Source organism: Ruegeria sp. BE9 (assembly GCF_056538765.1).
The window spans coordinates 573,170-597,776 of the sequence record NZ_JBQFTS010000001.1 but is presented as its reverse complement, the minus strand read 5'-3'; the positions used below and the strand labels follow the sequence as shown (position 1 = coordinate 597,776).

23 protein-coding genes and 1 tRNA gene are annotated in these 24,607 nt (G+C 54.4%); 16 read left to right on the top strand and 8 right to left on the bottom strand.

Annotated features, from left to right (window positions below; translation table 11 throughout):
• The first annotated feature begins 1 nt into the window (after position 1).
• From ACR0EO_RS02885 to ACR0EO_RS02865, 5 genes are read left to right on the top strand one after another with little or no spacing between them, the layout of a single operon-like run.
• Positions 2-949 (top strand): DUF58 domain-containing protein, encoded by a 948-nt coding sequence (locus tag ACR0EO_RS02885; protein WP_480686916.1) that lies wholly within the window; start codon positions 2-4, stop codon positions 947-949.
• Positions 946-1,422 (top strand): DUF4381 domain-containing protein, encoded by a 477-nt coding sequence (locus ACR0EO_RS02880; protein WP_480686915.1) that lies wholly within the window; start codon positions 946-948, stop codon positions 1,420-1,422. The genes ACR0EO_RS02885 and ACR0EO_RS02880 overlap by 4 nt, the downstream gene beginning before the upstream one ends.
• Complete coding sequence (locus tag ACR0EO_RS02875; protein ID WP_480686914.1) at positions 1,419-2,402, top strand: VWA domain-containing protein; 984 nt, start codon at positions 1,419-1,421, stop codon at positions 2,400-2,402. The genes ACR0EO_RS02880 and ACR0EO_RS02875 overlap by 4 nt, the downstream gene beginning before the upstream one ends.
• Positions 2,399-3,904, top strand: a complete 1,506-nt coding sequence (locus ACR0EO_RS02870; RefSeq protein ID WP_480686913.1) for a VWA domain-containing protein — start codon at positions 2,399-2,401, stop codon at positions 3,902-3,904. Before ACR0EO_RS02875 ends, ACR0EO_RS02870 begins: the two co-directional genes overlap by 4 nt.
• Positions 3,901-5,133, top strand: coding sequence for a hypothetical protein (locus ACR0EO_RS02865; protein WP_480686912.1), 1,233 nt, complete (start codon positions 3,901-3,903; stop codon positions 5,131-5,133). The genes ACR0EO_RS02870 and ACR0EO_RS02865 overlap by 4 nt, the downstream gene beginning before the upstream one ends.
• Before the next feature lie 3 nt (positions 5,134-5,136).
• Here the strand turns inward: ACR0EO_RS02865 and ACR0EO_RS02860 are convergent, their stop codons facing one another.
• Positions 5,137-5,817 carry a Crp/Fnr family transcriptional regulator gene (locus tag ACR0EO_RS02860; protein ID WP_480686911.1) on the bottom strand — a complete coding sequence of 227 codons (681 nt, stop codon included), beginning with the start codon at positions 5,815-5,817 and terminating at the stop codon, positions 5,137-5,139.
• 199 nt (positions 5,818-6,016) lie between these two features.
• Between ACR0EO_RS02860 and ACR0EO_RS02855 the strand changes: the two genes are divergently transcribed.
• From ACR0EO_RS02855 to cls, 3 genes are all read left to right on the top strand, one after another.
• Positions 6,017-7,627: an arylsulfatase gene (locus ACR0EO_RS02855; protein WP_480686910.1), complete on the top strand. Its 1,611-nt coding sequence runs from the start codon at positions 6,017-6,019 to the stop codon at positions 7,625-7,627.
• A 69-nt stretch (positions 7,628-7,696) separates the two neighbouring features.
• Complete coding sequence (locus ACR0EO_RS02850) at positions 7,697-8,671, top strand: HAD family hydrolase (RefSeq protein WP_480686909.1); 975 nt, start codon at positions 7,697-7,699, stop codon at positions 8,669-8,671.
• A 23-nt stretch (positions 8,672-8,694) separates the two neighbouring features.
• The gene (gene cls / locus ACR0EO_RS02845) at positions 8,695-10,107 is read left to right on the top strand and encodes a cardiolipin synthase (RefSeq protein ID WP_480686908.1); all 1,413 of its coding nucleotides are present in this window, start codon (positions 8,695-8,697) and stop codon (positions 10,105-10,107) included.
• Here the strand turns inward: cls and ACR0EO_RS02840 are convergent.
• Positions 10,104-10,553, bottom strand: coding sequence for an ion channel (locus ACR0EO_RS02840; protein WP_480686907.1), 450 nt, complete (start codon positions 10,551-10,553; stop codon positions 10,104-10,106). The two genes, cls and ACR0EO_RS02840, sit on opposite strands and share 4 nt — an antisense overlap.
• Positions 10,554-10,697: 144 nt before the next feature.
• Here ACR0EO_RS02840 and ACR0EO_RS02835 point away from each other — a divergent pair, with 144 nt between their 5' ends.
• The 4 genes from ACR0EO_RS02835 (at position 10,698) to ACR0EO_RS02820 (ending at position 15,667) form a co-directional block, all read left to right on the top strand.
• Positions 10,698-11,345 (top strand): ABC transporter ATP-binding protein, encoded by a 648-nt coding sequence (locus ACR0EO_RS02835; protein WP_480686906.1) that lies wholly within the window; start codon positions 10,698-10,700, stop codon positions 11,343-11,345.
• Complete coding sequence (locus tag ACR0EO_RS02830) at positions 11,342-13,756, top strand: FtsX-like permease family protein (RefSeq protein ID WP_480686905.1); 2,415 nt, start codon at positions 11,342-11,344, stop codon at positions 13,754-13,756. The genes ACR0EO_RS02835 and ACR0EO_RS02830 overlap by 4 nt, the downstream gene beginning before the upstream one ends.
• On the top strand, positions 13,746-14,786 hold the full coding sequence (locus tag ACR0EO_RS02825; RefSeq protein ID WP_480686904.1) for a lipocalin-like domain-containing protein: 1,041 nt from the start codon (positions 13,746-13,748) through the stop codon (positions 14,784-14,786). Before ACR0EO_RS02830 ends, ACR0EO_RS02825 begins: the two co-directional genes overlap by 11 nt.
• A 65-nt stretch (positions 14,787-14,851) precedes the next feature.
• Positions 14,852-15,667 (top strand): sugar phosphate isomerase/epimerase family protein, encoded by an 816-nt coding sequence (locus tag ACR0EO_RS02820; protein WP_480686903.1) that lies wholly within the window; start codon positions 14,852-14,854, stop codon positions 15,665-15,667.
• Positions 15,668-15,669: 2 nt separating this feature from the next.
• Here the strand turns inward: ACR0EO_RS02820 and ACR0EO_RS02815 are convergent, their stop codons facing one another.
• The 5 genes from ACR0EO_RS02815 to ACR0EO_RS02795 form a co-directional block, all read right to left on the bottom strand.
• Complete coding sequence (locus ACR0EO_RS02815; protein WP_480686902.1) at positions 15,670-16,101, bottom strand: universal stress protein; 432 nt, start codon at positions 16,099-16,101, stop codon at positions 15,670-15,672.
• A complete protein-coding gene (locus tag ACR0EO_RS02810) occupies positions 16,098-18,707 on the bottom strand; it encodes a TRAP transporter permease (protein WP_480686901.1) in 2,610 nt (869 codons plus the stop codon). Before ACR0EO_RS02810 ends, ACR0EO_RS02815 begins: the two co-directional genes overlap by 4 nt.
• 103 nt (positions 18,708-18,810) lie before the next feature.
• Complete coding sequence (locus ACR0EO_RS02805) at positions 18,811-19,779, bottom strand: TAXI family TRAP transporter solute-binding subunit (protein ID WP_480686900.1); 969 nt, start codon at positions 19,777-19,779, stop codon at positions 18,811-18,813.
• A 295-nt stretch (positions 19,780-20,074) separates the two neighbouring features.
• Positions 20,075-21,268 (bottom strand): glycosyltransferase family 2 protein, encoded by a 1,194-nt coding sequence (locus tag ACR0EO_RS02800; RefSeq protein ID WP_480686899.1) that lies wholly within the window; start codon positions 21,266-21,268, stop codon positions 20,075-20,077.
• 199 nt (positions 21,269-21,467) lie between these two features.
• A tRNA-Leu gene (locus ACR0EO_RS02795) sits at positions 21,468-21,553 on the bottom strand.
• Positions 21,554-21,696: 143 nt separating this feature from the next.
• On the opposite strand from ACR0EO_RS02795, the gene ACR0EO_RS02790 reads away from it, so the two are divergent.
• Entirely contained in the window at positions 21,697-22,275 is a 579-nt protein-coding gene (locus ACR0EO_RS02790) for a YqaA family protein (RefSeq protein ID WP_480686898.1), read from the top strand.
• Complete coding sequence (locus tag ACR0EO_RS02785; RefSeq protein ID WP_480686897.1) at positions 22,272-22,736, top strand: disulfide bond formation protein B; 465 nt, start codon at positions 22,272-22,274, stop codon at positions 22,734-22,736. Before ACR0EO_RS02790 ends, ACR0EO_RS02785 begins: the two co-directional genes overlap by 4 nt.
• A 3-nt stretch (positions 22,737-22,739) precedes the next feature.
• On the opposite strand, the gene ACR0EO_RS02780 is transcribed toward ACR0EO_RS02785, so the two are convergent.
• Entirely contained in the window at positions 22,740-23,327 is a 588-nt protein-coding gene (locus ACR0EO_RS02780) for an HNH endonuclease (protein WP_480686896.1), read from the bottom strand.
• 213 nt (positions 23,328-23,540) lie between these two features.
• On the opposite strand from ACR0EO_RS02780, the gene ACR0EO_RS02775 reads away from it, so the two are divergent.
• Positions 23,541-24,146: a pseudouridine synthase gene (locus tag ACR0EO_RS02775; RefSeq protein WP_480686895.1), complete on the top strand. Its 606-nt coding sequence runs from the start codon at positions 23,541-23,543 to the stop codon at positions 24,144-24,146.
• A 31-nt stretch (positions 24,147-24,177) separates the two neighbouring features.
• Positions 24,178-24,603 (top strand): VOC family protein, encoded by a 426-nt coding sequence (locus ACR0EO_RS02770; protein WP_480686894.1) that lies wholly within the window; start codon positions 24,178-24,180, stop codon positions 24,601-24,603.
• The last annotated feature ends 4 nt before the right edge of the window (positions 24,604-24,607 follow it).

Here is a 24,607-nt window from a genome sequence, read left to right as displayed (position 1 = left end):
CGTGGCCCAGACCGCCACATATCATGACGACCCTCGCATACACGTAGATGCGGATCACCTGTTGCGACTTGGCGCAAAGTCGCGGGCGATCAGCCTTTTGCCCAAGCAACCAGCGCGTTCAATCCTTAACGGTCGCCACGCCTCTCGGCTGCGTGGGCGTGGGCTGAACTTTGAGGAACTGCGAAACTATTTGCCAGGCGATGACATTCGGACAATCGACTGGAAAGTCACGGCCCGCACCGGAAGTCCCCACGTTAGGGTCTATACCGAGGAGCGGGATCGCCCTGCCCTATTGCTGGTAGATCAGCGCGTTTCAATGTTCTTTGGAACGGCCGTTTATATGAAGTCGGTTATTGCGGCAGAAGCCGCAGCAATTGCGGCTCATCGAGTTCTGGGTCAAGGCGATCGTGTTGGCGGAATCGTCTTTGGAGACACGGATCTTGCCGAACATCACCCCCAACGCCGACCTGCCGCGCTAACGCGGTTTTTGTCTTCTGTTGCTGCACTGAACTGCAGCTTGAATGCTACACTGTCTCCAGAACCAACCGTTGCTTTGAACGACGTGCTCAAACAGACGACCCGCATCGCTCATACCAATGCACTGATTTGCGTGTTTTCGGATTTTGACGGTTTAGACCAATCATCGGAAAGCCTTTTCCGCAGGTTGGCGCAATCAAACGATCTGATATTGTTCAATGTCGCAGACCCGAGCTCTAGGCAGTTGGTGTCGGGGATGAAGATGACGGTTTCAGACGGAACTGAGCAAATCGAAATCGACAGTTCGGAACCAGATTTGTCGCGACGCATCCGAAATGAGCTGGAAAACAGGCTTGCACAACTTCAGCAATGGTCCCGCCGCTATGGCTTTCCAATCGTACCACTAACCACGGTTGAGCCAGCGTTAGATCAATTGCTACGGCTCTTTGGGCATATCGGAGCGAGAAGATGAGCACCGATGTAGAAGGCAAGTCACTGGTCGAATTGCTGAACATGCTCGAACCCGCCCCTGTACCTTCCCTGATCGCAATGACGCCGCAAACTTGGGGCTGGGTTGCCTTGGCTGTTCTGTTGGTCGCCGCGATAGTCTTGGGAGTTCTTATATATCAAAAGCACCGAAATCTTAACGCATATCGGCGCGCCGCGCTGGCAGAACTACAGGATGCTGGAGACAACGCCGCCAAGATTGCAGAAGTTCTAAGGCGAACCGCACTGGCCGCGTTTCCGCGTGTTGATGTTGCCGGCCTTTACGGCTCGGATTGGATAAACTTCCTGCGGCAATCCTCAGATAAGACGTTGTTTTCTGAAACCGAAGCTCAGGCGCTCATCACTGCCCCCTATAAGGTCGGTGCGCCGAACCCGAGCTTGGCGCAGACTGCCAAGGAGTGGATCAAGACCCACCGGGTGGAAAGGAATGCGCGATGATTTCGTTCGCTGTAATTTGGGCCTTCCTGCTCTTGCCTTTGCCGTTGCTGGTGTACTGGCTGGCGCCACCTCATCAAGAAAAGACCAGCTCGATCCGTATTCCCTTTTTCCGGCACGTCGCAAGGGCTGCTGGCGTTGAGCCAAAATCAGGCTCGGTGGTTACACGTCGACCGCTCTTACAATCCATCGTGGTCGTTCTGATCTGGATATTACTGGTGACAGCGTTGGCCCGTCCCGAAAGGTTGGCAGATCCGATCGTCATCGAAAAATCCGCCCGAGATGTGGTTTTTGCTCTCGATATTTCGGGATCAATGGATCAACGCGATTTCCAATCCACGGACGGAACGCCAAAACAAAGGCTAGCCGCAGTAAAGGACGTAATGAGAGCGTTTATAGCCGAGCGCCAAGGCGACCGAATGGCGCTGATCATCTTTGGAACTCGGGCATTTGTTCAAGCACCTTTCACCGAAGATCTCAATAGTTTGAATGGCTTCCTTGACCAAACTGAAGTTGGCATGGCTGGCCCGAACACCGCTCTGGGGGACGCAATCGGGCTTGGCATACGTACCTTCGATTCAAGCCAAGTGGACCAGCGCCTGATGATCGTTCTGAGCGATGGGGCGGACACGTCCAGCCGAATGCCCCCTACCAACGCAGCGGCAATCGCTGCGGACAAGGGCGTAGTCATCTACACAATCGGAGTCGGCGATCCCAATGCATCAGGCGAAGACCGTGTAGACTTGGACGCTTTGAAGGCCATCGCTGATCGCACTGGCGGTCAGTATTTCTTTGCCAACGACGAGACAGCGCTTGCGGAAACGTATCAGCGCATTGACGAGCAGAACCCCAGAATTGTCGAAACCCAAAGCTATCGGCCGCGTGAAAGTCTTGCTCATTATCCGCTGTTGGCCGCTTTGTTGCTTATGTTGTTCACCTCAGCCGGCTTCCACATTTTGCAGCGTCGCAGGAGCGCCCCATGATCGACGCTGCTTCTGATTTTCATTTCATTCGAGCATCTTACCTGCTGTTCCTAATTCCTATAGCCGGACTATGGTGGATGATCAGGCCCAAGCAGTCAGGACCACCTGACTTGCCGTCAGGGATAGCCCCGCATCTGGCCGCGGCCTTGCTTTTGGGAGCTGAAACCAAGCGACGTGTCCATCCAATTGACATCGCAATGTTGGCCACTGCGCTGATCGCTGTTGCCGTCGCTGGACCAACGTGGTCGAGGGCTCCAAATCCTCTGGTTGCCGACACAGCGCCTCTGGTTATTGCGCTGAAGGTTACTGAGAGCATGGAGGGCACCGACTTACTCCCATCGCGGCTAGAGCGGGCGAAACTCAAAATTTCGGATCTGATAACCGCCCGTGCTGGCGCTCGTACGGCGTTGGTCGCTTATGCTGGCACGCCGCACCGCGTGGCACCGTTGACGGAAGACGCGAATATTCTGCGTCCCCTGCTTGAAGGGCTGACCCCTGCTGTAATGCCCAAAAAGGGTGATGCAGCGGGTGACGCGCTAAAGCTGGCGCAGAGCATACTGGATGAAAGCGATACCCCCGGTGCAGTACTTTTTGTTCTGGACGACATCGACCCTTCGCAACTGGCGGAGCTAGAAAGTGCTAAAGAACAGGTGTTCTTCCTGACAATGCTTCCCGACGGCGGTGAGATTGTTCAATTGAATAACCTGAAAAACGCTGTAGTCGTGCCGTTTTCGAATGATGATCGCGATGTCACGCGGCTTACAAGGCAAATCCAATCCTCCTATGTCGAAGCTCTTGACGACGACGATCGTGTGGAATGGCAAGATCAAGGTTGGCTACTTGCATGGCCTGCAGCTCTCTTGTCACTTCTCTGGTTTCGGCGAGGCTGGGTCATTCAGTGGGCACTATTGGGTTTGTTCATTATGCAACCTTCGGGCCCGGCATATGCTGAAGGTTGGCGGGATTGGTTCTTAACTCCGGATCAACAAGGCCAAATAGCAATGAATCAAAAGCGGTTCGCAGATGCCGCAGATCTTTTCCAGGACCCATATCATGAAGGCTACGCACGTTTGAAAGCGGGCCAATACCCGGAAGCAGCCGCGATTTTCACAGAACTCAACACCCCCGAAGCCGCCTTTGCGGAAGGAATGGCGCGCATCCGCAACCGAGAATACCGGCCGGCCATAGATGCCTTTCAAACCGCCTTGGAACGCCGCCCGGACTGGCCAGAAGCACAACACAATCTCGAGGTTGCGACTGCGATATTGGATTACGTGGAAACCTCGCGGGAACAATCTGATACGGGAGAAGAAGCAGGCATCGGGGCGGATGATACAGTTTTTGACAATGAGTCCGGCCGAGGTCAAAACACGACTGTTCAGGCTCAAACCGAAGGGGCGAAACCACTTTCTGCGGATCAGTGGATCAGTGCGATAGACACCGACATGCAGGACTTCTTGAGAAATCGGTTCCTGTTAGAAAATCAGGAGCAAGAACAATGAGGTATACGATACTTCTTATTCTCGCTTTACTTCCCGGCGCGGCCTTTACTCAAAGCTCCAGCGCAATCCACCCAAAGGTCACCTTGGAAAGTCCCGGTGAGGACGTGATTGTCGGGCAACCGGCCATCCTGCGCATAAAAGTATTGGTTCCGACTTTCATGCCATCTCCTCCTGTTTTTCCATCCTTGGAACAGGAAAACCTGTTGGTTCGCCTGCCCGAACGCGCGTCTGGTCCCATTAGTGAATCCGTAGACGGTGAAACGTGGTCTGGAGTTCAAAGGAGCTATCGTCTGTATCCCTTGGTTTCGGGCCCGATTGACCTTGGAACTCAGAGTATGACTGTTACATTTGCGGACCCCGAAACGAGCGAGCCGATACAGGTTTCCGTTCCACTGCCACCAAGTCAGATCAACGCTGTAATTCCAGATGGGGCACGTGGTCTGGACCCGTTGATCATCGCTACAGAATTTGAATTGAGCCAAGAAATCGAAGGATCGACAGATCTGCAAGCTGGGGATGCTGTCACCCGACGGCTGACCGGGCGCATCTCGGGGACAAGTTCGATAATGATCCCGCCGTTAATTCAAGAAAATCAAGATCCTCTACTCCGATCTTACCCAAAAGAACCGCGCTTCACCGAGTCTGAGGACCGTGGGGTTTTGTCAGGGCAGCGAATTGACGAAGTTGTCTACCTTGCGCAGGACGGGGGCCAAACGCAGCTCCCGCCGGTTTCGCTGCAGTGGTTCAATTTGACAACCAACACGGTCGAAACAGCAGATGTCGAGGCAGTAGATCTGCAGCTTGCCAAACCGAAGTCCGAACCTCTCTCAGCAGATGCTTTTATTAAGTACGTTACCTGGACCATTATCGCTGCGCTCTGTTTTTGGGCTTTGTGGCGCTGGCTGAAACCACGTGTTCAAACATGGATGGAGGAGCGGCAAACCAGATATCGTGCCTCTGCTGAGTTCGCGCTGGCTGATCTCAAGCGCGCACTTCATGACCACGACCTTTCGGCCGCATACTCTGCACTTGAAACATGGAAACAACGCTGTTCAGCTCCGCAAGGATACAGCAATTTAGAAACCCAGCTGGCTCAGATCGGCTCTGCCCGATATGCGTCTGACTCTAAAGGGAAAGCACCGGATTGGTCAGGCGCGATTTCAGCTTTGGATTCGCTCTCTAAATCCGCACAAACGCAGGCAAACCCCCTTCCGAAGTTGAACCCCTGATCTTTAAGTTTGGCAACTTGCGATCAGCGCTTGGCGGTCTTTCAACCGCACTCTGCCGTAGCCGACTTCAATAAGATCGAGGTCGGCAAGACGATGCAGACTACGGTGTAAAGTGGGCTGAGACACGGCGATCATCTCAGCCAGTTCATCCTGGGACACGACGATCCAACCGTCGGACTTGGACGTGCCTTCATCCAGATGAAGCAATCGAAGAACTAGCCTCTTTTCACTTCCGGTAACCGCTAGGTTCGCCATTATTCTGAGTGCTGTCTGCATGTTCTCCTGCGTCAACGCATAGAAATCACGGACATAATCCGGGTTCTTCTGAATCAGTTTTACGATGCGTGCATTTGGGAAGAACAGCGCCTGTGTCTCTTGTGTGGTAACCACACTGACAAGTCTCGGAGCACCGGCAAAAAGAGCCAAGTCACCAATCCAAAACCCGGCTCCCTCACGGTGCAATACAAACTCCTGCCCATCGTCCGCAGGCGCCGTAATTTGAACGCCTCCTTTGAGGACAGCGAATATACCGTTTGCCGGGTCACCGTGGTGATACAGCGTTTCCCAGGCTTCAAACGACTTTCCAACGCCGTGTTCAAGCAAATCACTTCGAAACCCTTCAGAGCGTTTGCTGAACCACCCGCTCTCTCGCAAGAGCTTCATATTGTTCGCTTTGTCAAACATTAGTATTATTCAATATCATCATATGATGAGTTTTCAATCCCGCTGATAGCCTAAGCTGACCTGGTACGAATCCCGGAAAGGTGAAGCTTCGCCGTTCAGAATTCTACAGTTTTTAGGAAGCTTATTGGCTGATTGGCCAGCCACTAAACAAATACCAACTTCCGGGTTTTTGAGACCCTTTTCAATTCAGGAGCAAATCATGTCACCACCTCGTTCGATTGCAGACAGTTGGCGAACCACGTTGCGCCGTGTTGCCGTGGCTACCGTAGCTGTAGCGATGGCAATTCCCGCTTGGGCGCAGGACCAGAAGCCCAACATCCTGGTCATTTGGGGTGATGATATCGGACAGTCCAATATCTCGGCCTACACAATGGGATTAATGGGCTACCAAACCCCGAACATCGACCGTGTCGCCAAGGAAGGCATGATTTTCACCGATTATTATGGTGAGCAATCCTGTACTGCTGGCCGCTCCTCTTACATCATGGGACAGTCGGTATTCCGTACAGGCCTTTCCAAGGTCGGTCTGCCCGGTGCAGATCTGGGCATGCAGGTAGAGGATCCAACTATTGCTGGCCTGCTGAAAGACCACGGGTATGTAACGGGTCAATTCGGCAAAAACCACCTAGGCGACAAGGATGAGCATCTTCCTACAAACCACGGTTTTGACGAGTTTTTTGGAAACCTCTATCACCTGAACGCCGAAGAAGAGCCGGAGAACGAAGACTACCCCGGTGATGTAGTTCTGGCTGACGGTCGCACCTTCCGCGAAGCGTATGGCCCCCGTGGTGTAATCAAATCCAAAGCCGACGGTACGATCGAAGATACCGGCCCGCTGACCAAGAAGCGTATGGAAACTGTTGACGATGAAACAGTTGCTGCAGCGATTGACTTCATCCAACGCGCTCACGAGCAAGGCCAACCGTTCTACGTTTGGTGGAATGGCACGCGGATGCACTTCCGCACGCATGTCAAAGACGAGATGCGGGCCAAAGCAAACGAATTGTCCGGACGTGTCGCTGATGAATACACAGCAGGTATGATTGAACATGACATGCACGTTGGTCAGTTGCTTGACCTGCTGGACGAGCTTGGCATCGCCGACAACACAATCGTGCATTATTCGACCGACAACGGACCACATATGAATACGTGGCCGGATGCAGCGGCAACACCGTTCTGGGGTGAGAAGAACACCAACTGGGAAGGCGGATGGCGCGTTCCATCGATGGTGCGTTGGCCGGGTCAGATTGAGGCCGGATCGGTCACGAACGAAATCGTGCACCATATGGATTGGCTCCCGACTTATCTGGCGGTCGCCGGTGATCCCGACATCAAAGAAAAGCTGAAGGCTGGTTATAGCTCTTCGGGTATGGGTCGCGACTACAAGGTGCACTTGGACGGATACAACATCCTTCCCCTGTTGACCGGTGAAGCCACTGAAAGTCCGCGTAAAGAGATCTTCTATTTCTCAGACGACGGTGACCTGACCGCGTTGCGCTTTGAAGATTGGAAACTGATTTTCCTTGAGCAGAAAGCCTGGGCGACCCTGCGCGCATGGATCGAACCCTGGACCGAACTGCGTATCCCGCTGATCGTGAATCTGCGTCGCGATCCGTATGAGCGTGCCTATCGGACCTCCAACACTTATTATGACTGGCTGCTGGATCGGGCCTATTTCCTCGTGCCCGCACAGCAATACGTTGGCAACTTCCTAGAAACTTTCCAGGAATTCCCGCCACGCCAAAAGGCTGCCAGCTTCAACCTGGATCAGGTGATGGAGAAACTGGCCTCGCCAACCAACAACTAAGTCCTTCAAAACAAAGGGTCGCCACATAAGCGGCGGCCCTTTACAAATTGAATACAAAAGGAAATCCCTATGAGGATCGCAGTATTTTCCGCCATTTTTTCAATAGCTCCGGCCATATTGCTGGCTGATCCGTTACCCAGTTGGGGAACATCCGAATCCAAAGATCGAATTATTGAATTTGTCGAGGCTGTTACCGATCCCGGCGGCGCGGAGTATGTAACCCCAGCTGAACGGATCGCCGTTTTTGACAACGATGGTACGCTATGGGCCGAACAGCCCGTATATTTCCAACTGACTTTCGCCATGGAACGCCTTTCAGAACTGGCCGAAGCTGATCCATCTATTCTGACAAGTCCGACTCTTGAAGCTGCGGCCAAAGGTGACCTGCAGGCCATCGCAGAAGGCGGACACGATGCACTGATCGAAGTGTTGAATGCGTCACATTCCGGTCTCAGCGTTGACGAGTTCCAAGCCTCTGTGGCCGATTGGCTAGAGACTGCGCGCCACCCGGATACTGGGTTGCCCTACAACGAGATGACGTATCAGCCCATGGTCGAACTTTTGCGCTATCTGCGGGACGAAGGGTTCCGCACCTACATCGTTTCGGGGGGCGGCTTGCATTTCATGCGAGTGTTCGCCGAGGAAGCCTATGGCATTCCGCCTGAGCAAGTCTTGGGAACCTATACCGCGACAACTTACGAAACTACCGATGGCGCTCCTACCATTACCAAAGCTCCCGGTATTGCCTTTATCGACGATAAAGAAGGCAAACCAATCAATATCGAACGCACGATTGGCAGACGTCCAATTCTAGCCGGGGGTAATTCGGACGGCGATTTCGCGATGCTCGAATGGACAACAGCCGGCGAAGGTCCGCGTTTGGGTGTTCTTGTCCATCATACAGATGCCGAACGGGAATGGGCATATGACCGTGAAAGCCCGGTCGGCAAGCTCGTGGACGGTTTGGATAAAGGCCCGGAAATGGGATGGATCATTGTTGATATGGCGAATGACTGGAATCGCATCTACACTGGGTCAAACTAAGACACTCAGAGACCGATAAACCCATGTGGACACTACTTGTTTCCGCGTTCGTCTTTGTCCTGTATGTGACGGCCGTGGTTTTTTCGATAAGGGCAGCGCAAACTGCCCGAACGCCACAGGGTGCGGTCGGATGGGTGGTCCTCCTGCTGTCGGCTCCGTTCCTTGGGGTGCCCTTGTATCTGTTTTTGGGGCACCACCGTTTCCGAGGTTACCGCATTGCACGCAAACAGAGTGAACGCGTCGTAGAAGGGATCAAGAGCTTTGCCGATTTCTCAAAGCCTGACCCAGCCTCTATGCCCATCAATTCGCGCCCGTTCGAAGCGCTGTCACATCTGCCGGTATCACGCGGAAATGGAGCCAAGCTCCTGATCGACGGCCAGGATACATTCGATGCGATCTTTGACGCGATTGACGAAGCCAAATCCTACATCCTCATCCAGTTTTATATCGTTCGGGATGATGCGCTGGGAAAACAGCTGAAGGAAAAGCTGATCGCGGCAGCGAAACGAGGAGTCTCTGTCAGGTTCATGACAGACTCGGTGGGCAGCTATGGCCTACCGACGGCCTATCTGGAAGACCTGCGCACCGCAGGAGTGGAGATCGCTAACCCGCGCGACCGCAGAGGCCCTCAATACCGGTTTCAATTGAATTACCGTAACCACCGAAAAACCGTCATCATCGACGGCGAGACGGGCTTTATCGGTGGGCATAATGTTGGCGTGGAATATCTGGGCCAAGACGCGCATTTCGGTCATTGGCGCGACACACACGTTGTCATGACGGGCCACATCGTGCGGCAATTGCAGCTGATCTTTACCGAAGACTGGCACTGGGCGCACGAAGAAGACCTGATTGATGAGCTTGATTGGGCGGGAACAGAATCCGAGCAGGACATGAATGCTCTGATCGTTGCTACAGGTCCGGGCGACGATACAGAAACCGGTGCGATGATGTTCTTTGCCGCGATCACGGAGGCGAAGAAAAGGCTTTGGATTGCATCACCCTACTTCGTCCCGGACATAGATATCATGACCGCCCTGCAACACGCCGCGCTACGTGGTGTAGACGTTCGTATTTTGGTGCCCGACGTAATAGATCATCGCCTGCCTTGGCTGGCCGCTTTTGCCTATTTCGATGAGGTCCAAGACTGTGGCGCTCGAGTGTTCCGGTATACCGATGGCTTCATGCACCAAAAGGTCTTTGTAGTTGATGACACGCTGGCTGCGGTAGGCACGACCAACTTGGACAACCGCTCATTTCGTCTGAACTTTGAGGCGATGGCACTGTTCTTTGATGCCCGCGCCGCACAAGCCGTCGAGAAGATGCTGCTTGCTGACTTCGAAAAAAGCTATGAATTGAGCAAGAAGTTGCCGGACCAACCTGCTTACATCCGGTTTGGATCACCGCTCGCAAGACTGTTCGCGCCGATCCTCTAGGTCATCAATTCTTCTTTGAATACTTGCGTCATCAACGCCACCATAAAGGCTGTCGACAAACCAAAGGCCAGCAAGCCCGTTACGGAAGCAAACGCACCAAAGATGCGCAATTGCTCGCCCAGAACGATGTCTCCGTAGCCTAAAGTCGTGAACGTCACCAAAGAGAAATACAGCGCCGAATTCCAATCCGGAAGAACGTCCCCCAACACCCAAACTATCGCCCAGAGCCATACCTGAAACGTGTGAATAGTGACGATGAAAACAAGAGCGATGCAGATTGGCGCAGCGATCGAAAAGAAACGTTTGCTGTTTTCCAACCGCAGGGCCATGACACGTACAACCTGCGTGCACCACGTCAGAAGTATAATCTCGATCAAAAAGCAGATGCCTAGATAGATGCTGCCCCAAAGGATCTGCTGCGTCAGAGTCATCAATTCACTTATCATGTTTGGGTCCGAAGAAGTCCTCTCACAATGGCGACTTAACCGGAAAAGGACAAGGCTGCGACGAATGGAAACGAATGCCGCTCTGCGCTGGACTCTGCCGTTTAGCGGCGCACATTGTTGCAAGCACAGTCCGAGGCTTTTTGCATGTTGCTGACTATCGAAAAGGTCCAGAAATCCTATCCGGGGGGACGCCCTGTGTTACGGGATGTGTCACTGACTCTCGATCAGGGACAAACGCTAGCACTGACTGGTGAAAGCGGAAGCGGAAAAAGCACGCTGTTGAACCTTGCTGCCGCGCTGGACAGTTTCGACGCCGGCGAGATTACCTTGGATGGGACGGCGATGTCATCGCTGGATGATCGTGGCCGAGCAGCGCTGCGCTTGCAAAGCGTGTCGCTGGTGTTTCAACAGTTCAACCTGATCCCATCGCTTTCAGTCGAGCAAAACCTGTCGTTTCACGCCAGACTTTCACAGCGTGAGGATGTTGATTGGACCAGACACTTGGCAGAAAGGCTTGGCTTATCCGATCTTTTGGCGCGTTACCCAGAGAACTTGTCTGGTGGACAGCAGCAACGTGTCGCCATCGGCCGCGCGATGGCAGCGCGGCCAAAGCTGTTGCTGGCCGACGAACCGACGGGGAACCTGGACGAAACAGCCAGCAAGAATGTTCTGGACCTAATGCTTGCGCTGGTGGCCGACACTGGTGCCGCGCTTTTGCTGGTTACGCACTCTCAGGAAATCGCAGCGAGACTGGACAGGCATGCGCATCTGTCCGGTGGTCTCATCCAATGACACGGACGATCATACTGGCGCTATTCTCCCACTGGCGGCGACACCGCCTGCAACTGGCGACTCTGTTAATTGGTATCGCGTTGGCAACCGGTCTTTGGTCTGCCGTTCAGGCCATCAATGCCGAGGCGCGCGCCAGTTACCAGCGTGCGAGCGATCAACTCGCACTGGGCCAATTTGACGAGCTACGCAATCCTGCTGGACCTATACCGATCTCGCAATATGTCGCCCTGCGGCGCGCTGGTTGGCAGGTCGCCGCCGTTCTTGAAGGTTCATCTCGCATCGATGGCCGCAGGGTTCAGGTCTTGGGCGTCGATATGGTCACCTACCCTGCTCTGCCTGCGGTCACTCAACTCGAGCAAAACGAAACGCCCCCCGATCCTGCCGATATGCTGACCGCTCCGGGGCGGCTGATTGCTGCTCCAGAGCTTGCATCATTTCTGTCTGCGCAAAACGACCTACCTCCGGTGTTTTCTTCTGACGCGTTGCCGTCAGATCTGATCCTGACCGATATCGGGGCCGCGGAAAGTTTGTTGAACCAACGCGGGGTGATTTCTCGCATGTTGGTGTTGCCATCCCAACCACGCGACATTCTACCATTGCCCGAGATTGCGCCCGAATTGGAACGGATCAAGGCTTCTTCACGACTGGATACTGCTCAACTCACAGACAGCTTTCATCTGAATCTGACTGCTTTTGGCCTGCTATCGTTTGCTGTTGGTCTGTTCATCGTGCACGGAACGGTCGGCCTTGCCTTTGCCCAACGGCGCGGAATGATACGCACATTGCGAGCCTTGGGTGTATCAATGCGCCGCTTGGTCTGGTTGATCACAGCAGAGTTAAGCGTGCTTGCTTTGATCGGAGGCACTCTAGGTCTGATACTGGGCTTCTTTCTGGCCGGTGCGCTGCTACCTGATGTGGCCGCGACCTTGCGTGGTCTGTACGGTGCGCCTGTCGACGGTCAGATGAGATTACAGCCCCAGTGGGCTTTGGCAGGGCTAGCTATGGCTTTGGCAGGGACACTGTTAGCCAGTAGTCACGCTTTGTTTCGATTGTCTCGCATGCCCCTGCTTTCGGGAGCTGGGTTGCAGTCGTGGCATCAAGCGGCCTCAGGCAATCGCATGTCGTTTATCGTGGGGCTAGCGCTTATCGCAGGTGGCTTCGCTTTGGTCTACCTTTTCGACGGGCTAGTCGCAGGGTTTGCGATGGTCGCTGGCATACTGACCGGAGCAGCTTTGATACTGCCATTTCTGTTGTCCCATGCATTGTCGATCTTTCAGCGCAACGCAAAGGGGCCGATTTCCCAATGGGTTTGGTCGGACATGCGAGCACAACTTCCTGGGCTATCTTTGGCCTTGATGGCCCTGCTGCTGGCGCTGGCAGCAAACGTCGGCGTTGGCACCATGGTCTCCAGCTTTCGGTTGACCTTTACCGGATGGTTGGATCAGCGCCTAACGTCAGAGCTCTACGTAACTGCGATAGACGACGAACAAGGGCACGAAATCGCGCAGTGGCTTGAACCCCAAGTAGACGCAGTTCTCCCGATCCGGAGTATCGAGATCACGCATGAAATCGGCCCACTGTTTCTCTACGGAATTGTAGACGATCAGACTTACCGTCAACACTGGCCCCTGATCGCATCCGGTGAAAACGTTTGGGACCGGGTTTTGAATGGTGAGGCCGTCTTAATAAACGAACAGCTAGCCCGCAGATCCAACCTATGGCCGGGTGATGCTCTGACGTTGAAGCAAGACCACACCTTGACCATCGCTGGCGTCTATTCAGATTACGGAAACCCAACTGGACAAGCTATCGTATCCATGGCCCAACTGGACAATATTGCACCAGGAGCGGACACGCGTCGTTTTGGTGTTCGTTTGTCCGCCGATAAGGCCTCTGATATGTCACAGGCCCTGCGCGAAAGGTTCGATCTGCCCCGACAAGCAGTTGTCCAACAAGCTGCAATGAAGGCGCAATCAATGGCGATATTCGACAAAACCTTTGTCGTCACATCCGCCCTCAATGTCCTGACGCTGGGGGTCGCCGGATTCGCCATTCTCACCAGTCTGTTGACCCTTTGGACCCAACGCTTACCGCAAATAGCACCGGTTTGGGCGCTTGGGCTTACTAGGTCCCAACTGGCGCAGCTGGAGCTACTACGCAGTGTCCTGCTAGCGGCCTTAACGGCGGTTCTAGCCCTTCCGCTTGGGCTTGTACTCGCGTGGGCATTGCTGGCGGTTATCAACGTACAAGCATTCGGATGGCGTTTGCCAATGTACTTCTTTCCTGCGGACTGGGCCTACCTATTGGCGCTGACTTTATTGGCGGCCTTCATCGCAGCCGCCCTTCCCGCGTTACGGTTGTTGCGACTGCCTCCGGCGGAATTGTTGAGGGTGTTTGCCAATGAACGTTAAGACTTGGCTATTGGTGCTTCTCCTGTTTCTGCCCTCGGTGCTGAGGGCACAGGGCTATGCCGGGCTTGGAGGCTCGGCCGAAGGGTTCGATATCCCCCAGCCCGGATTTGAATTCCAGTTTCCCCGCGATCACGGCCCTCATCCAAGCTTCCGGATTGAATGGTGGTATCTCACCGCCAACCTCGCGGCAGTGGATGGAAGGGACTTTGGCATTCAATGGACCCTGTTCCGCTCGGCGCTGAAACCCACAGAGAGTGAGGGGTGGCAAAGCCCGCAGCTCTGGATGGGGCATGCAGCCGTTACAACACCGGAAACGCATTTTTTTGCCGAGCGTCTTTCGCGCGGCGGAATAGGTCAGGCCGGTGTAACGGCAGAACCATTCGAAGCCTGGATTGACGAGTGGTATATGCGCGGTCCTGACCCGAACTCCATTTCCTTGGCAGCAAGCGGAACCGAATTCAGTTATGACTTAACCCTCACCTCAAAAGGTCCTTTTGTTTTTCACGGTGACGGTGGGTTTTCCGTCAAATCTGCTGATGGACAGGCGAGTTATTACTATTCTCAACCCTTCTACTCTGTGGAAGGAGTGTTGCGCCTGCCGGACGGCGACGTTGAGGTTACAGGTCAAGGATGGCTGGATCGGGAATGGTCGTCGCAACCTTTGGCAGAGGATCAAAGTGGTTGGGATTGGTTTTCTCTTAGCTTTGATAGCGACGAAAAGCTGATGGCCTTTCGGCTGCGCGGTGGACGCGGAGATTTCACAGCGGCCACGTGGATTTCAGCAGACGGAACTGCGACGCCGCTATCAAATGGATCGGTCTCCTTTGAACCTCTGAATACCGAGCGTGTGGCCGGACGGGACGTGCCCGTTGAATGGCGGGTAACGCTTCCAGACCGAGACCTAGAAGTCGATGTATCCGCTGTGACACCCGACGCCTGGATGGCTACTCGATTTGAGTACTGGGAGGGGCCAGTCAGGGTTTCAGGCACCCACACAGGCCGGGGTTATCTTGAAATGACAGGCTACTGACCAGCCCTATTGCTCAGTTGTCATACGTCCCGTCTAACTCTGTTATGACCAAGGAAGGGCGATAAATGGCAAAGTTGAAAGTTGGCGCGGCCCTCATGGTCGCCGATTTGGAGGCACATAAGGACTGGCTGATCGACGGACAGCGAGACCTGGAAATCCAGGATTTTTATCACTGGGGTAATTTGGGTGACGCGGCGCACGATCTGATTGTCGCCGCAAAAAGCTGTTTAAAGGGCCACAAAGGACGCGTGGGGATACACGGGCCTTTCTACGACCTTCCCCTAGATTGCCATGATCCCGACGTTCGGGCGATTGTCCAAACACGGCTGTCACAGGGGCTGGACACAGCCGCGGCACTCGGCGCAACCCACATGGTAGTACATTCCCCGTATACAACGTGGGACTACAACAACCTCGATATGCAACAAGCTAGCCGTCAGGACAAAATCGCACGAGTCCACCAGACACTGTCCCCGGTTGTAGCCCGTGCCAGTACTCATGGTGTCATGCTGGTGATCGAAAACATCGAAGACAAAGACCCTATGGACCGGGTGACCTTGGCTGAAAGCTTTGCCTCAGAGTACGTTTGCGTATCGGTAGATACGGGTCACGCTCATTATGCCCATACGTCCACTGGGGCGCCCCCGGTCGACTACTACATTCGCGCAGCAGCAGGCAAACTGGCACACGTTCACCTTCAAGACGCCGACGGTTTTGCCGACCGCCACTGGCGCCCCGGGTTGGGAACCGTGAACTGGCACGCTGTTTTTGATGCGCTGGTAGAAAGCGCGCCCGATGCCCGGCTCATACTGGAAATGCGCCACAGTCGGGACGTATTGCCTGGGTTCGAGTACCTAAGCGCGCTTGGTCTTACTGAGTAACCCTAGCGGACGACATAAACTGAAACGTCGGAATGGCGCACGACCCGAGCGGCATTGGGTCCTAATAGGTAGTCCTTTAGGTCCGGCTTATGAGCACCAATAACGATCAAATCGCTACCAGCGCTTTCCGCCGTTTTTAGGATTTCCTGATACGCTGTACCGGTCGCTACAACGTGTCTGATCTTGTCATTCCAGTCCGCACCCAATGTCGAAGCACACAGCTCTGATAGTTTGCTGTGTGCCTCTTCCAGAGCCTTTTCGTGGAAGTCGGGCTGAAAAAAGCCCGAGACCCAACTTTCTCCGAAATCAGGAAGGACGGTTACAACATCTAGCTGCGCGCCATCTTGGCCGGCCAACGCCGCCGCCGTTTTCAGAACATGAACGTCCAAATCGCCGTTACTGATATCGACAGCGCAAAGAACAGATTTTGTCATGCGGGCACCTCTTGTCTGGCAGCACGGCCACGTTGCAGGAAGGCGATCAGACCCAGCAAGAGCATCGCTGGGATATAGATCAACTGTTTCGGAGGTTGGCTGGACGGCAGACTGACCGAAGACAGACGCACTGCTTCGTCGCCGTAGTAGTCGAACATGTCCAGCTCATCCGCGACGGGCGTGCCGAACAACGGCTCTTCGAGTTTGACCAGACCATCTTCTTCCAGCAGCAGCAGACCCATCGCATCGACGCGCGCCTCACCGCCCTCTTCATCGCCAACGGTAACGACAACTGTGGTGTCGGTCATCTCGAGCGTATCGAAGTCAGGACCACTCACGACCATCCTAACTTCCGTGCCCGGTGGTGTCTCACCAATGGTTTCCACAAACGCAGCAGGCTCGACCGAAGTATATGGCGGCGAGATGCGGTCCATGAAGAAATCGGGCCGGAACAAAGCAAATGCGACCGCGATCAGAGCGACGCTTTCATAGATACGGCTGTGAGTAACAAAGTAACCCATTGTCCCCGCAGTAAAGACAAGGATCGCTATTGTTGCGAAAATGGCAACTGTTATCCCCTCAACCCACGTCACATCAATCAACAGCAAGTCCGTGTTGAAGATGAACACAAACGGCAGAGCGACGGTCCGCAGGCTGTAGAAGAAGGCCGTGAAACCCGTGCGGATCGCGTCACCGCCAGACACCGCCGCAGCAGCAAAGCTTGCCAATCCGACCGGAGGTGTCACGTCCGCCATGATCCCGAAGTAGAACACGAACAGGTGCACAGCGATCAGCGGAACGATCAGCCCGCTTTGCGCGCCAAGTTCCACAACCACACCTGCCATCAGTGAGCTGACAACGATGTAGTTCGCAGTGGTCGGCAGGCCCATTCCAAGGATCAGGCTGAGCAGCCCAACCATCACCAGCATAAGGATCAGGTTACCGCCGGACAGGAACTCGACCAGATCGGCCATCACCTGACCAACACCAGTAAGGGTCACGGTACCAACAATCACACCTGCAGTGGCCGTCGCCAGTGCGATGCCGATCATGTTTCGGGCGCCGTCGATCAAGCCCTGCCACAGATCGGCGATGCCGTCGATAAACGTATCCTTCAGATTGCTTTGACCCCGGAACAACGCCTTGAGTGGCTTTTGCGTCAGCAAGATCACGAACAACAACGCGGTTGCCCAGAACGCCGACAGACCAGGCGACTTCTGTTCGATCATCAGGAAGTAAACCAGGACGATGATCGGCAGCAGGTAATGCAGACCGGCTTTGTAGATGTCTGCAATAACCGGCAGCTCAACTTCTTTGGCATTAGGATCGTCCGGCTCCAGATCAGGCACCTGTGCGGCCAGATACAGAAGGGCAACGTAGACGGCACAGACGATCAAGCTGAGGATCAAGCCTGCAGAGGAAGGTGCAAAGCTTGTGACCGCTTCGACCGGGAACTGCGACCCATAGCATAGGCCAGCAAAAACGAGGAAGAAGGACAGCATCCCAACAACCGTGCGCGCAAGATGCACTTCACGGTTGCCCAGCGTGGGCATGTTACGCTTCACCGCTTCGAGGTGCACGATGTATACCAGCGCGATATAGGAAATTGCGGCAGGAAGGAAGGCGTGGGTAATCACCTCGACATAGGAGATGCCCACATATTCCACCATCAGGAAGGCCGCAGCACCCATAACAGGCGGCATGATCTGACCGTTCACGGACGAAGCAACTTCGACCGAGCCAGCCTGTTCGCTACTGAAACCCACACGCTTCATTAGCGGAATGGTAAAGGTCCCGGTGGTCACAACGTTGGCGATGGACGAGCCCGAGATCAGGCCGGTTGCGGCAGAACCAACAACCGCCGCCTTGGCCGGACCACCGCGCAGGTGGCCGAGGGCGCCAAAGGCCATCTTGATGAAATAGTTCCCTGCCCCGGCCTTATCCAGCAACGCTCCAAACAGTACGAACAGGAAGACGAATTTAGTCGATACACCCAAGGCGATGCCGAATACGCCCTCGGACGTGATCCACATATGGCTCATCGCCTTTTTCAGACTTGCGCCTTTCCAACGAATGACTTCGGGCACCCATTCCGAGGAACCGAAGAACACATAAGCGAGGAAGATCGTAGCGATAATCGCCATTGCTGGGCCAAGCGCGCGACGCGCGGCCTCAAACAGCAATAGCAAACCACCCAGAGCGACCCATTTGTCCGTGTCGTCCGCAAGTCCGCCTGCGTTCACAATCTTGTCGTAGAAGAAATAACCATACAGCGCCACAAAGGCACCGAGGGCGCCCATAATCCAATCCTGTACCGGAATGTAATTTCTTGGGCTTGAGCTGAGGGCTGGATAGGCTGCAAAGGCCAGGAACATCGCAAAGGCCAGATGGATCTGACGAGAGTTGTTCACCACACTACCAGGCAGAACAACGTTGGACACCGGCGAAGCCAGGACCACTTGAAACACCGACCAGAGCGCCGCAACGATAGCCAGGAAAATCCCGACATTACCAACTGGGTTACGCCCGCCCGCATCAGATGAGGCTACAAGTTCCTGTAGCTCTTCTTCGGATAGCGGTCGGTTGGATTGTGTGTCGGAACTCATAAAGATGTCTCCCCGTCATGCGGCCTTTTTGGCCTTATTCACCGCCCGTTCGAACCGGGCTTGGGTGGCAGGGCGCCCAAAGGCGCCCTGCATCAGGTCTGGCTTACTGAATCCAGCCTTTTTCTTTGTAGTACTTTTCAGCCCCCGGATGCAGCGGAGCCGACAGGCCGTCTGCGATCATTTCTTCGGGCTTCAGGTTGGCAAATGCAGGGTGCAGCTTTTTGAAGTCGTCGAAGTTTTCGAAGACCGAGCTTACGACTGCATAGACGGCGTCATCCGAAACGTCTGCCGAGGTTACGAAGGTTGCGCCAACACCGAAGGTGGTGGTGTCGCCATCAGAGCCACGGTACATGCCACCTGGGATGGTCGCGGTACGGTAGTACGAGTTGCCGTCGATCAGGCCGTCGATTGCGTCACCGGTTACGTTCACCAGAACCGAGTCACACGCGGTGGTGGCTTCTTGGATCGAACCGGAAGGGTGACCGACAGTGTAGATCATCGCATCGATCTGGTTGTCGCACAGGGCTGCCGACTGCTCGGCCGCTTTCAGCTCGGACGCCAGTTCGAAATCGTCCAGAGTCCAGCCCATCGCTTCCAGAACAACGTCCATGGTGCCGCGCTGACCGGAACCGGGGTTACCGATGTTTACGCGCTTACCTTTGAGGTCCTCAAAGCTGCTGATGCCGGAATCGGCACGTGCAACAACTGTGAAGGGCTCGGGGTGTACAGAGAATACCGCACGCAGGTTTTCAAACGGGCCAGCCTCTTCAAACTTCGAAGTGCCGTTGAACGCGTGGTACTGCCAGTCAGACTGAGCAACACCGAACTCCAGCTCGCCTTCGCGAATAGTGTTGATGTTGTAAACCGAACCACCTGTCGACTCGACCGAGCAACGAACGCCGTGCTCTTTACGGCCTTTGTTGACCAGACGGCAGATCGCGCCACCGGTCGGATAGTAAACACCGGTCACACCGCCGGTGCCGATGGTGATGAATTCTTCTGCATAAGCGGCCGGAGCCATAAAGGCTGCGGTTACGACCGCGCCGAGGCTTAGCTTGCTGCTGTTTTTCATTTTTGAGAACTCCCAATTCTTATGGTGGATGGGAAACCGCCCAGCGGCCCCCTCCAAGGACCCCGCCGGTTAAGGCAAGCGCACGCGTGTTGCAACGGGTACAAGCGCCTGAATTTTCAAAATCTCCCAACATCTTCGACGTTTCATTCAGCCACTGCACTTGTCAAGCCCCGCACGCGAATCCAAACCGCAAAGCAGCACATCTGAGGAAATCTTCGAAAGTTTCCCCCTTGGATCCATAGCAGGCCGTACCCAGCCGAGCGTTGGATCAACATAAATTCTACCGCTCAAGACATCAGGATTTTCGGGTTGGGATTTCAATAATTCCAAACAAGAATGCTGCGAATGCGGTCTGAATTGAAATCGCCATCAAACTGAAACCAGCTGCAGTTAGTCTTGTTGTCAAAGGGTCGTTCAAATCGCCGAACCCCTTCCCGGCCCATTGCGCGAAAGCGACACAAAACAAAAGCAATCCAAACAACAGCATCCAAAAGGCGAACAACGCAATATTGTCGGTCGTCGCCCAATGGCTCAAGGTTCTGCTTGGCCCACCTACAGGAACTAAGCCGTTCCGCGTTGCAATCATCCGAGCCAGTGCGCCAAAGGTCAGGATCTGGGTGCCTACTATAGTCGTCAGACAAGCAGCCAGAAACGTATTGGTCCCCAGTCTGACTGTTTCAGTAAGCTGAATGGGGCCAAACATCAGCACCAAGGCGACAAACGCGCCAATCAAAGTAAATGCCAGCCCCGGATACAGAAACAGCCACCGCGGACTATGCATCAAAAGGAACTTAAGGTGCCGCCAACCGTCTCTCCAGGTCCTCAGATGCGGCGGTCTGCTTCTTCCATCGGGGCTAAGTGTTGTCGGAACCTCGGCAATCTTTAGCGATCCCATTGACGACCGGACCACCATCTCAGACGCATATTCCATACCTGAGGTATGAAGCTGCAGACCAATCACCGCATCTCGGCGGAATCCCCTAAGGCCGCAGTGAAAATCCCCCGTCTTGATATTGAACAGCAAGCGTCCGATGAAACTCAGGACGGGATTCCCAAGGTATCGGTGCAAAAAGGGCATCGCTCCTTCAGAGATTCCACCAAGAAACCTATTCCCCATAACTAGGTCATTGCCCGCACGTAACTCTTTGACGAACAACTCGAGTCGCGAGAAATCATAGCTGTCGTCGGCATCCCCCATGATCACATAGGTTCCGCGAGCGTCCTCAATTCCGCCGGACAATGCAGCGCCATAGCCCTTTTCCGCTACGTGCACGACGCGAGCGCCAAGTTTTTCAGCAATTTCTATTGAACCGTCGGTGCTACCATTGTCGGCGATCAAAACCTCGCCCTGGACTTTTTCGCGTTCAAGAAAATCAAATGCCTTACGAATGCACGTTTCAATCGTTTCCGCCTCGTTGAGGCACGGCATCAAAATCGTTAACTCCAACGCATTTGCGTCCTCTTCACCCACAACAAAAATACCACTCAAAAAAATAACACGAACGTCTTCAACACTTGCAGACAAGGTCAACAAGTCAACAATTGACTAATCAGGTACAAGATTTCGGGCGAATTCCGCATGACGACGGACGAAATTAGCACACTGTTCGCGTTTTGGAAACAAGAGGCACTTAATTTCGAAACATCATAGCGATGTAGAAACAGGCATAGTCCTTACCTGTATATTGTGGTGCCCAAGGAGAGACTCGAACTCTCACGCCCGTGAAGGCGGGGGATTTTGAATCCCCTGCGTCTACCATTCCGCCACTTGGGCCACGAACACTGGATTAGCGCTCATGAACGGGAAGGTCCAGAGGCAAAAAACACCTCAAATCCAGTTTGTTTCGTGGCGGCGGTTGACGACCCGTCAAGCCCATGGTTTGGCTTGCCCGGCATTAAAAGGGATTTTAGCAACTTATGCTGCGTTCATTGTATGACTGGACCATCCGTCTGGCCGAGCACCCTCATGCCCTGTGGGCGTTGGCCGTAGTGGCCTTTATCGAAAGTTCCTTTTTCCCAATCCCACCTGACGTTCTGATGATTCCTATGATCATTGCTCGCCCATCTCGCGCTTGGTTAATCGCTTCGGTCGCTTTGGTGGCTTCGGTCCTCGGAGGCTTGTTAGGATACGCGATCGGGGCGTTCTTTTATGAGAGCATTGGACAACCCATTCTCGAATCCATGGGTAAGGCGCATGCGATGGAGGAGTTCAATACTCGGTTCAACGATTTCGGGTTCTGGGCAGTCCTGGCAGCTGGGGTCACTCCGTTCCCTTATAAGGTCATAACCATCATGTCGGGTTGGACCGGCATGCCGTTGGGAACCTTTATTGCGACATCGATTCTGGCACGCGCGTTGCGGTTCTTTATTGTTGCAGGCCTGTTGTGGGGGTTCGGTGAACCAATCCGGGCCTTCATTGAAAAGAGACTGGGCCTTATGTTCACCTTGTTCATTGTCCTGCTCTTTGGCGGTTTTCTTGTGGTGAAGTACTTATGACTCGAAGAAGCGCACTGATTTTAATCGCTGCAGCCGGCTCTGCTGCACTTCTGATCGGAGCCTTCGGGTTTCAGCACATAGGTGGGCTGGCGCCGTGCAAAATGTGCATATGGCAACGCTACCCGCATGCTGTGGCCATCGCAGTCGGTGCGCTGGCACTGGCTCTACCCCGTTTGACAGTGCTGCCTCTACTGGGCGCCTTAGCCGCCCTTTCCACCGCCGCGATTGGTGTATTTCACGCAGGTGTCGAACGGAAACTGTGGGAAGGCCCTTCGAGTTGCACCTCCGGTGATATCTCGGGCCTTTCAACAACAGACCTTATGGACCAGATCATGTCTGCTCCACTGGTTCGTTGCGATGACATTCCGTGGGAAATGCTCGGTATCTCAATGGCTGGATGGAACGCTATTCTTTCCGGCGTTCTTGTTCTGGTGTGGCTCGCCGCGTGGCGTGCTCGGTAATAGTCAGAACTCGTCCAGTTCCGCATCCCAGTAAAGAAAATCAATCCAGCTGTCATGCAGATGGTTTGGTGGGAATTTGCGCCCGATATTCTGCAAAACTTCGGCATCCGGCTGGCGTGGTGGTTTGCGCAGTGTCATCCTTGCCTGCCTCAACGACTTTGAGCCTTTGCGCAAGTTACAGGGGCTACATGCGGCCACAACATTTTGCCAACTCGTAACACCTCCCGCTGCGCGTGGCACAACATGGTCAAAGGTCAAATCTCCGCGGCTGCCGCAGTACTGGCAGCGGAATTCGTCCCTCAAAAATAAATTAAAGCGCGTGAAGGCCACGCGCTTTCTGGGTTTTACATAATCTTTGAGGACAACGACCGACGGTATTCGTATTTCGGTACTCGGGCTTCGGACGACTTCGTCGTATTCAGCCACAATGTCCACCCTGTCCAGCCAGGCCGCCTTTATGGCCTCTTGCCACGGCCACAAGGACAGTGGGTAATAGGACAATGGGCGATAATCGGCGTTCAAAACCAATGCCGGATGATGCTTGAGCGCACCGGGTTCCCTGACAAATTCGGTCCTGAAGTCTCCATCCATAGTAGAATCGCTCCTCGCTCTGCTCTGCCCGTTTTTGACATCAGAGCGGGGAACACCCGCCCCGGCCTTAACTTAACTATATATCGTGTTAAAACTCTGACAAGCCCTGAGTTTCCACAATATCTCGGGGATTGGTTATGCCGAATCCGTAACAACATCGTGACAGTTATCCACAGGTTGCACCGATGTGGCCTGAAAGCTATGGCGTTGGACATGTCCTGGTTCATTCGATTCAACAAACCCTTCGACGTGCTGCCGCAGTTTACTGACCGCGCTAACGCCGACTCGCCGCGCAGCACTCTGTCGGATTACATCGATTTACCCGGTGTCTACCCGGCCGGACGGCTGGATCGAGACAGCGAGGGGCTGATGCTCCTTACCGACAATGGGCGGCTTCAGGCTCAAATCTCTGACCCCAAGCACAAGATGTCTAAAACATACTGGGTTCAGGTCGAGGGCTTGCCTGATGCATCTGCCCTCAAAGCCCTGCGAGATGGTGTCGAGTTAAAGGACGGCGTGACCAAACCTGCAAAGGCACGACTGATAGACGAGCCAGAAGATCTGTGGTCACGCATTCCACCAATCCGGGTTCGTCAAACAGTGCCGGACTGCTGGATCGAGTTGACGATACGCGAGGGACGCAACCGCCAAGTGCGCCGCATGACGGCAGCCGTTGGCCATCCTACTCTCCGCTTAATCCGAGCTCGGATCGGCGACTGGTCATTAGAGGGGCTGGATCCCGGTCAATGGGACAGCCTGCCCACACCAAGCCTAAGCAACACGCCGCAGCGAAAAAGGGATCGCCGTCCGCGCCGGTGACAAAAACCGCGTATTGTGATACACTTACAGAATGAAAGTCACGCCTGACATACCTGCCCCCGCCGGTATACTCGAAGCTGCGCTTTACGTTGATGATCTGGACGCGGCAGAGCGATTCTATGGCGAGGTTCTTGCGCTGGACAAGATTCAACGAGTGGCTGATCGACATGTGTTCTTTAGGGTCGGAAGCTCAGTCTTGCTTTTGTTCAATGCGGACGAAACCGAAAAGCCCCCCGGCAACCCTGACCTTCCTGTTCCACCGCACGGCGCACGTGGCCCCGGTCACGTGTGTCTAATACTGACGCGCGTGCAGATCGACGTCATGCGTAAACACCTGCTGGATTGGAACATCCCTGTGGACGCCGAATTCGATTGGCCCAGCGGGGCACGCTCGCTTTATGTTCGTGATCCGTCAGGCAATTCGATCGAATTCGCCGAAGGGCATCTGTGGGCTTGATACC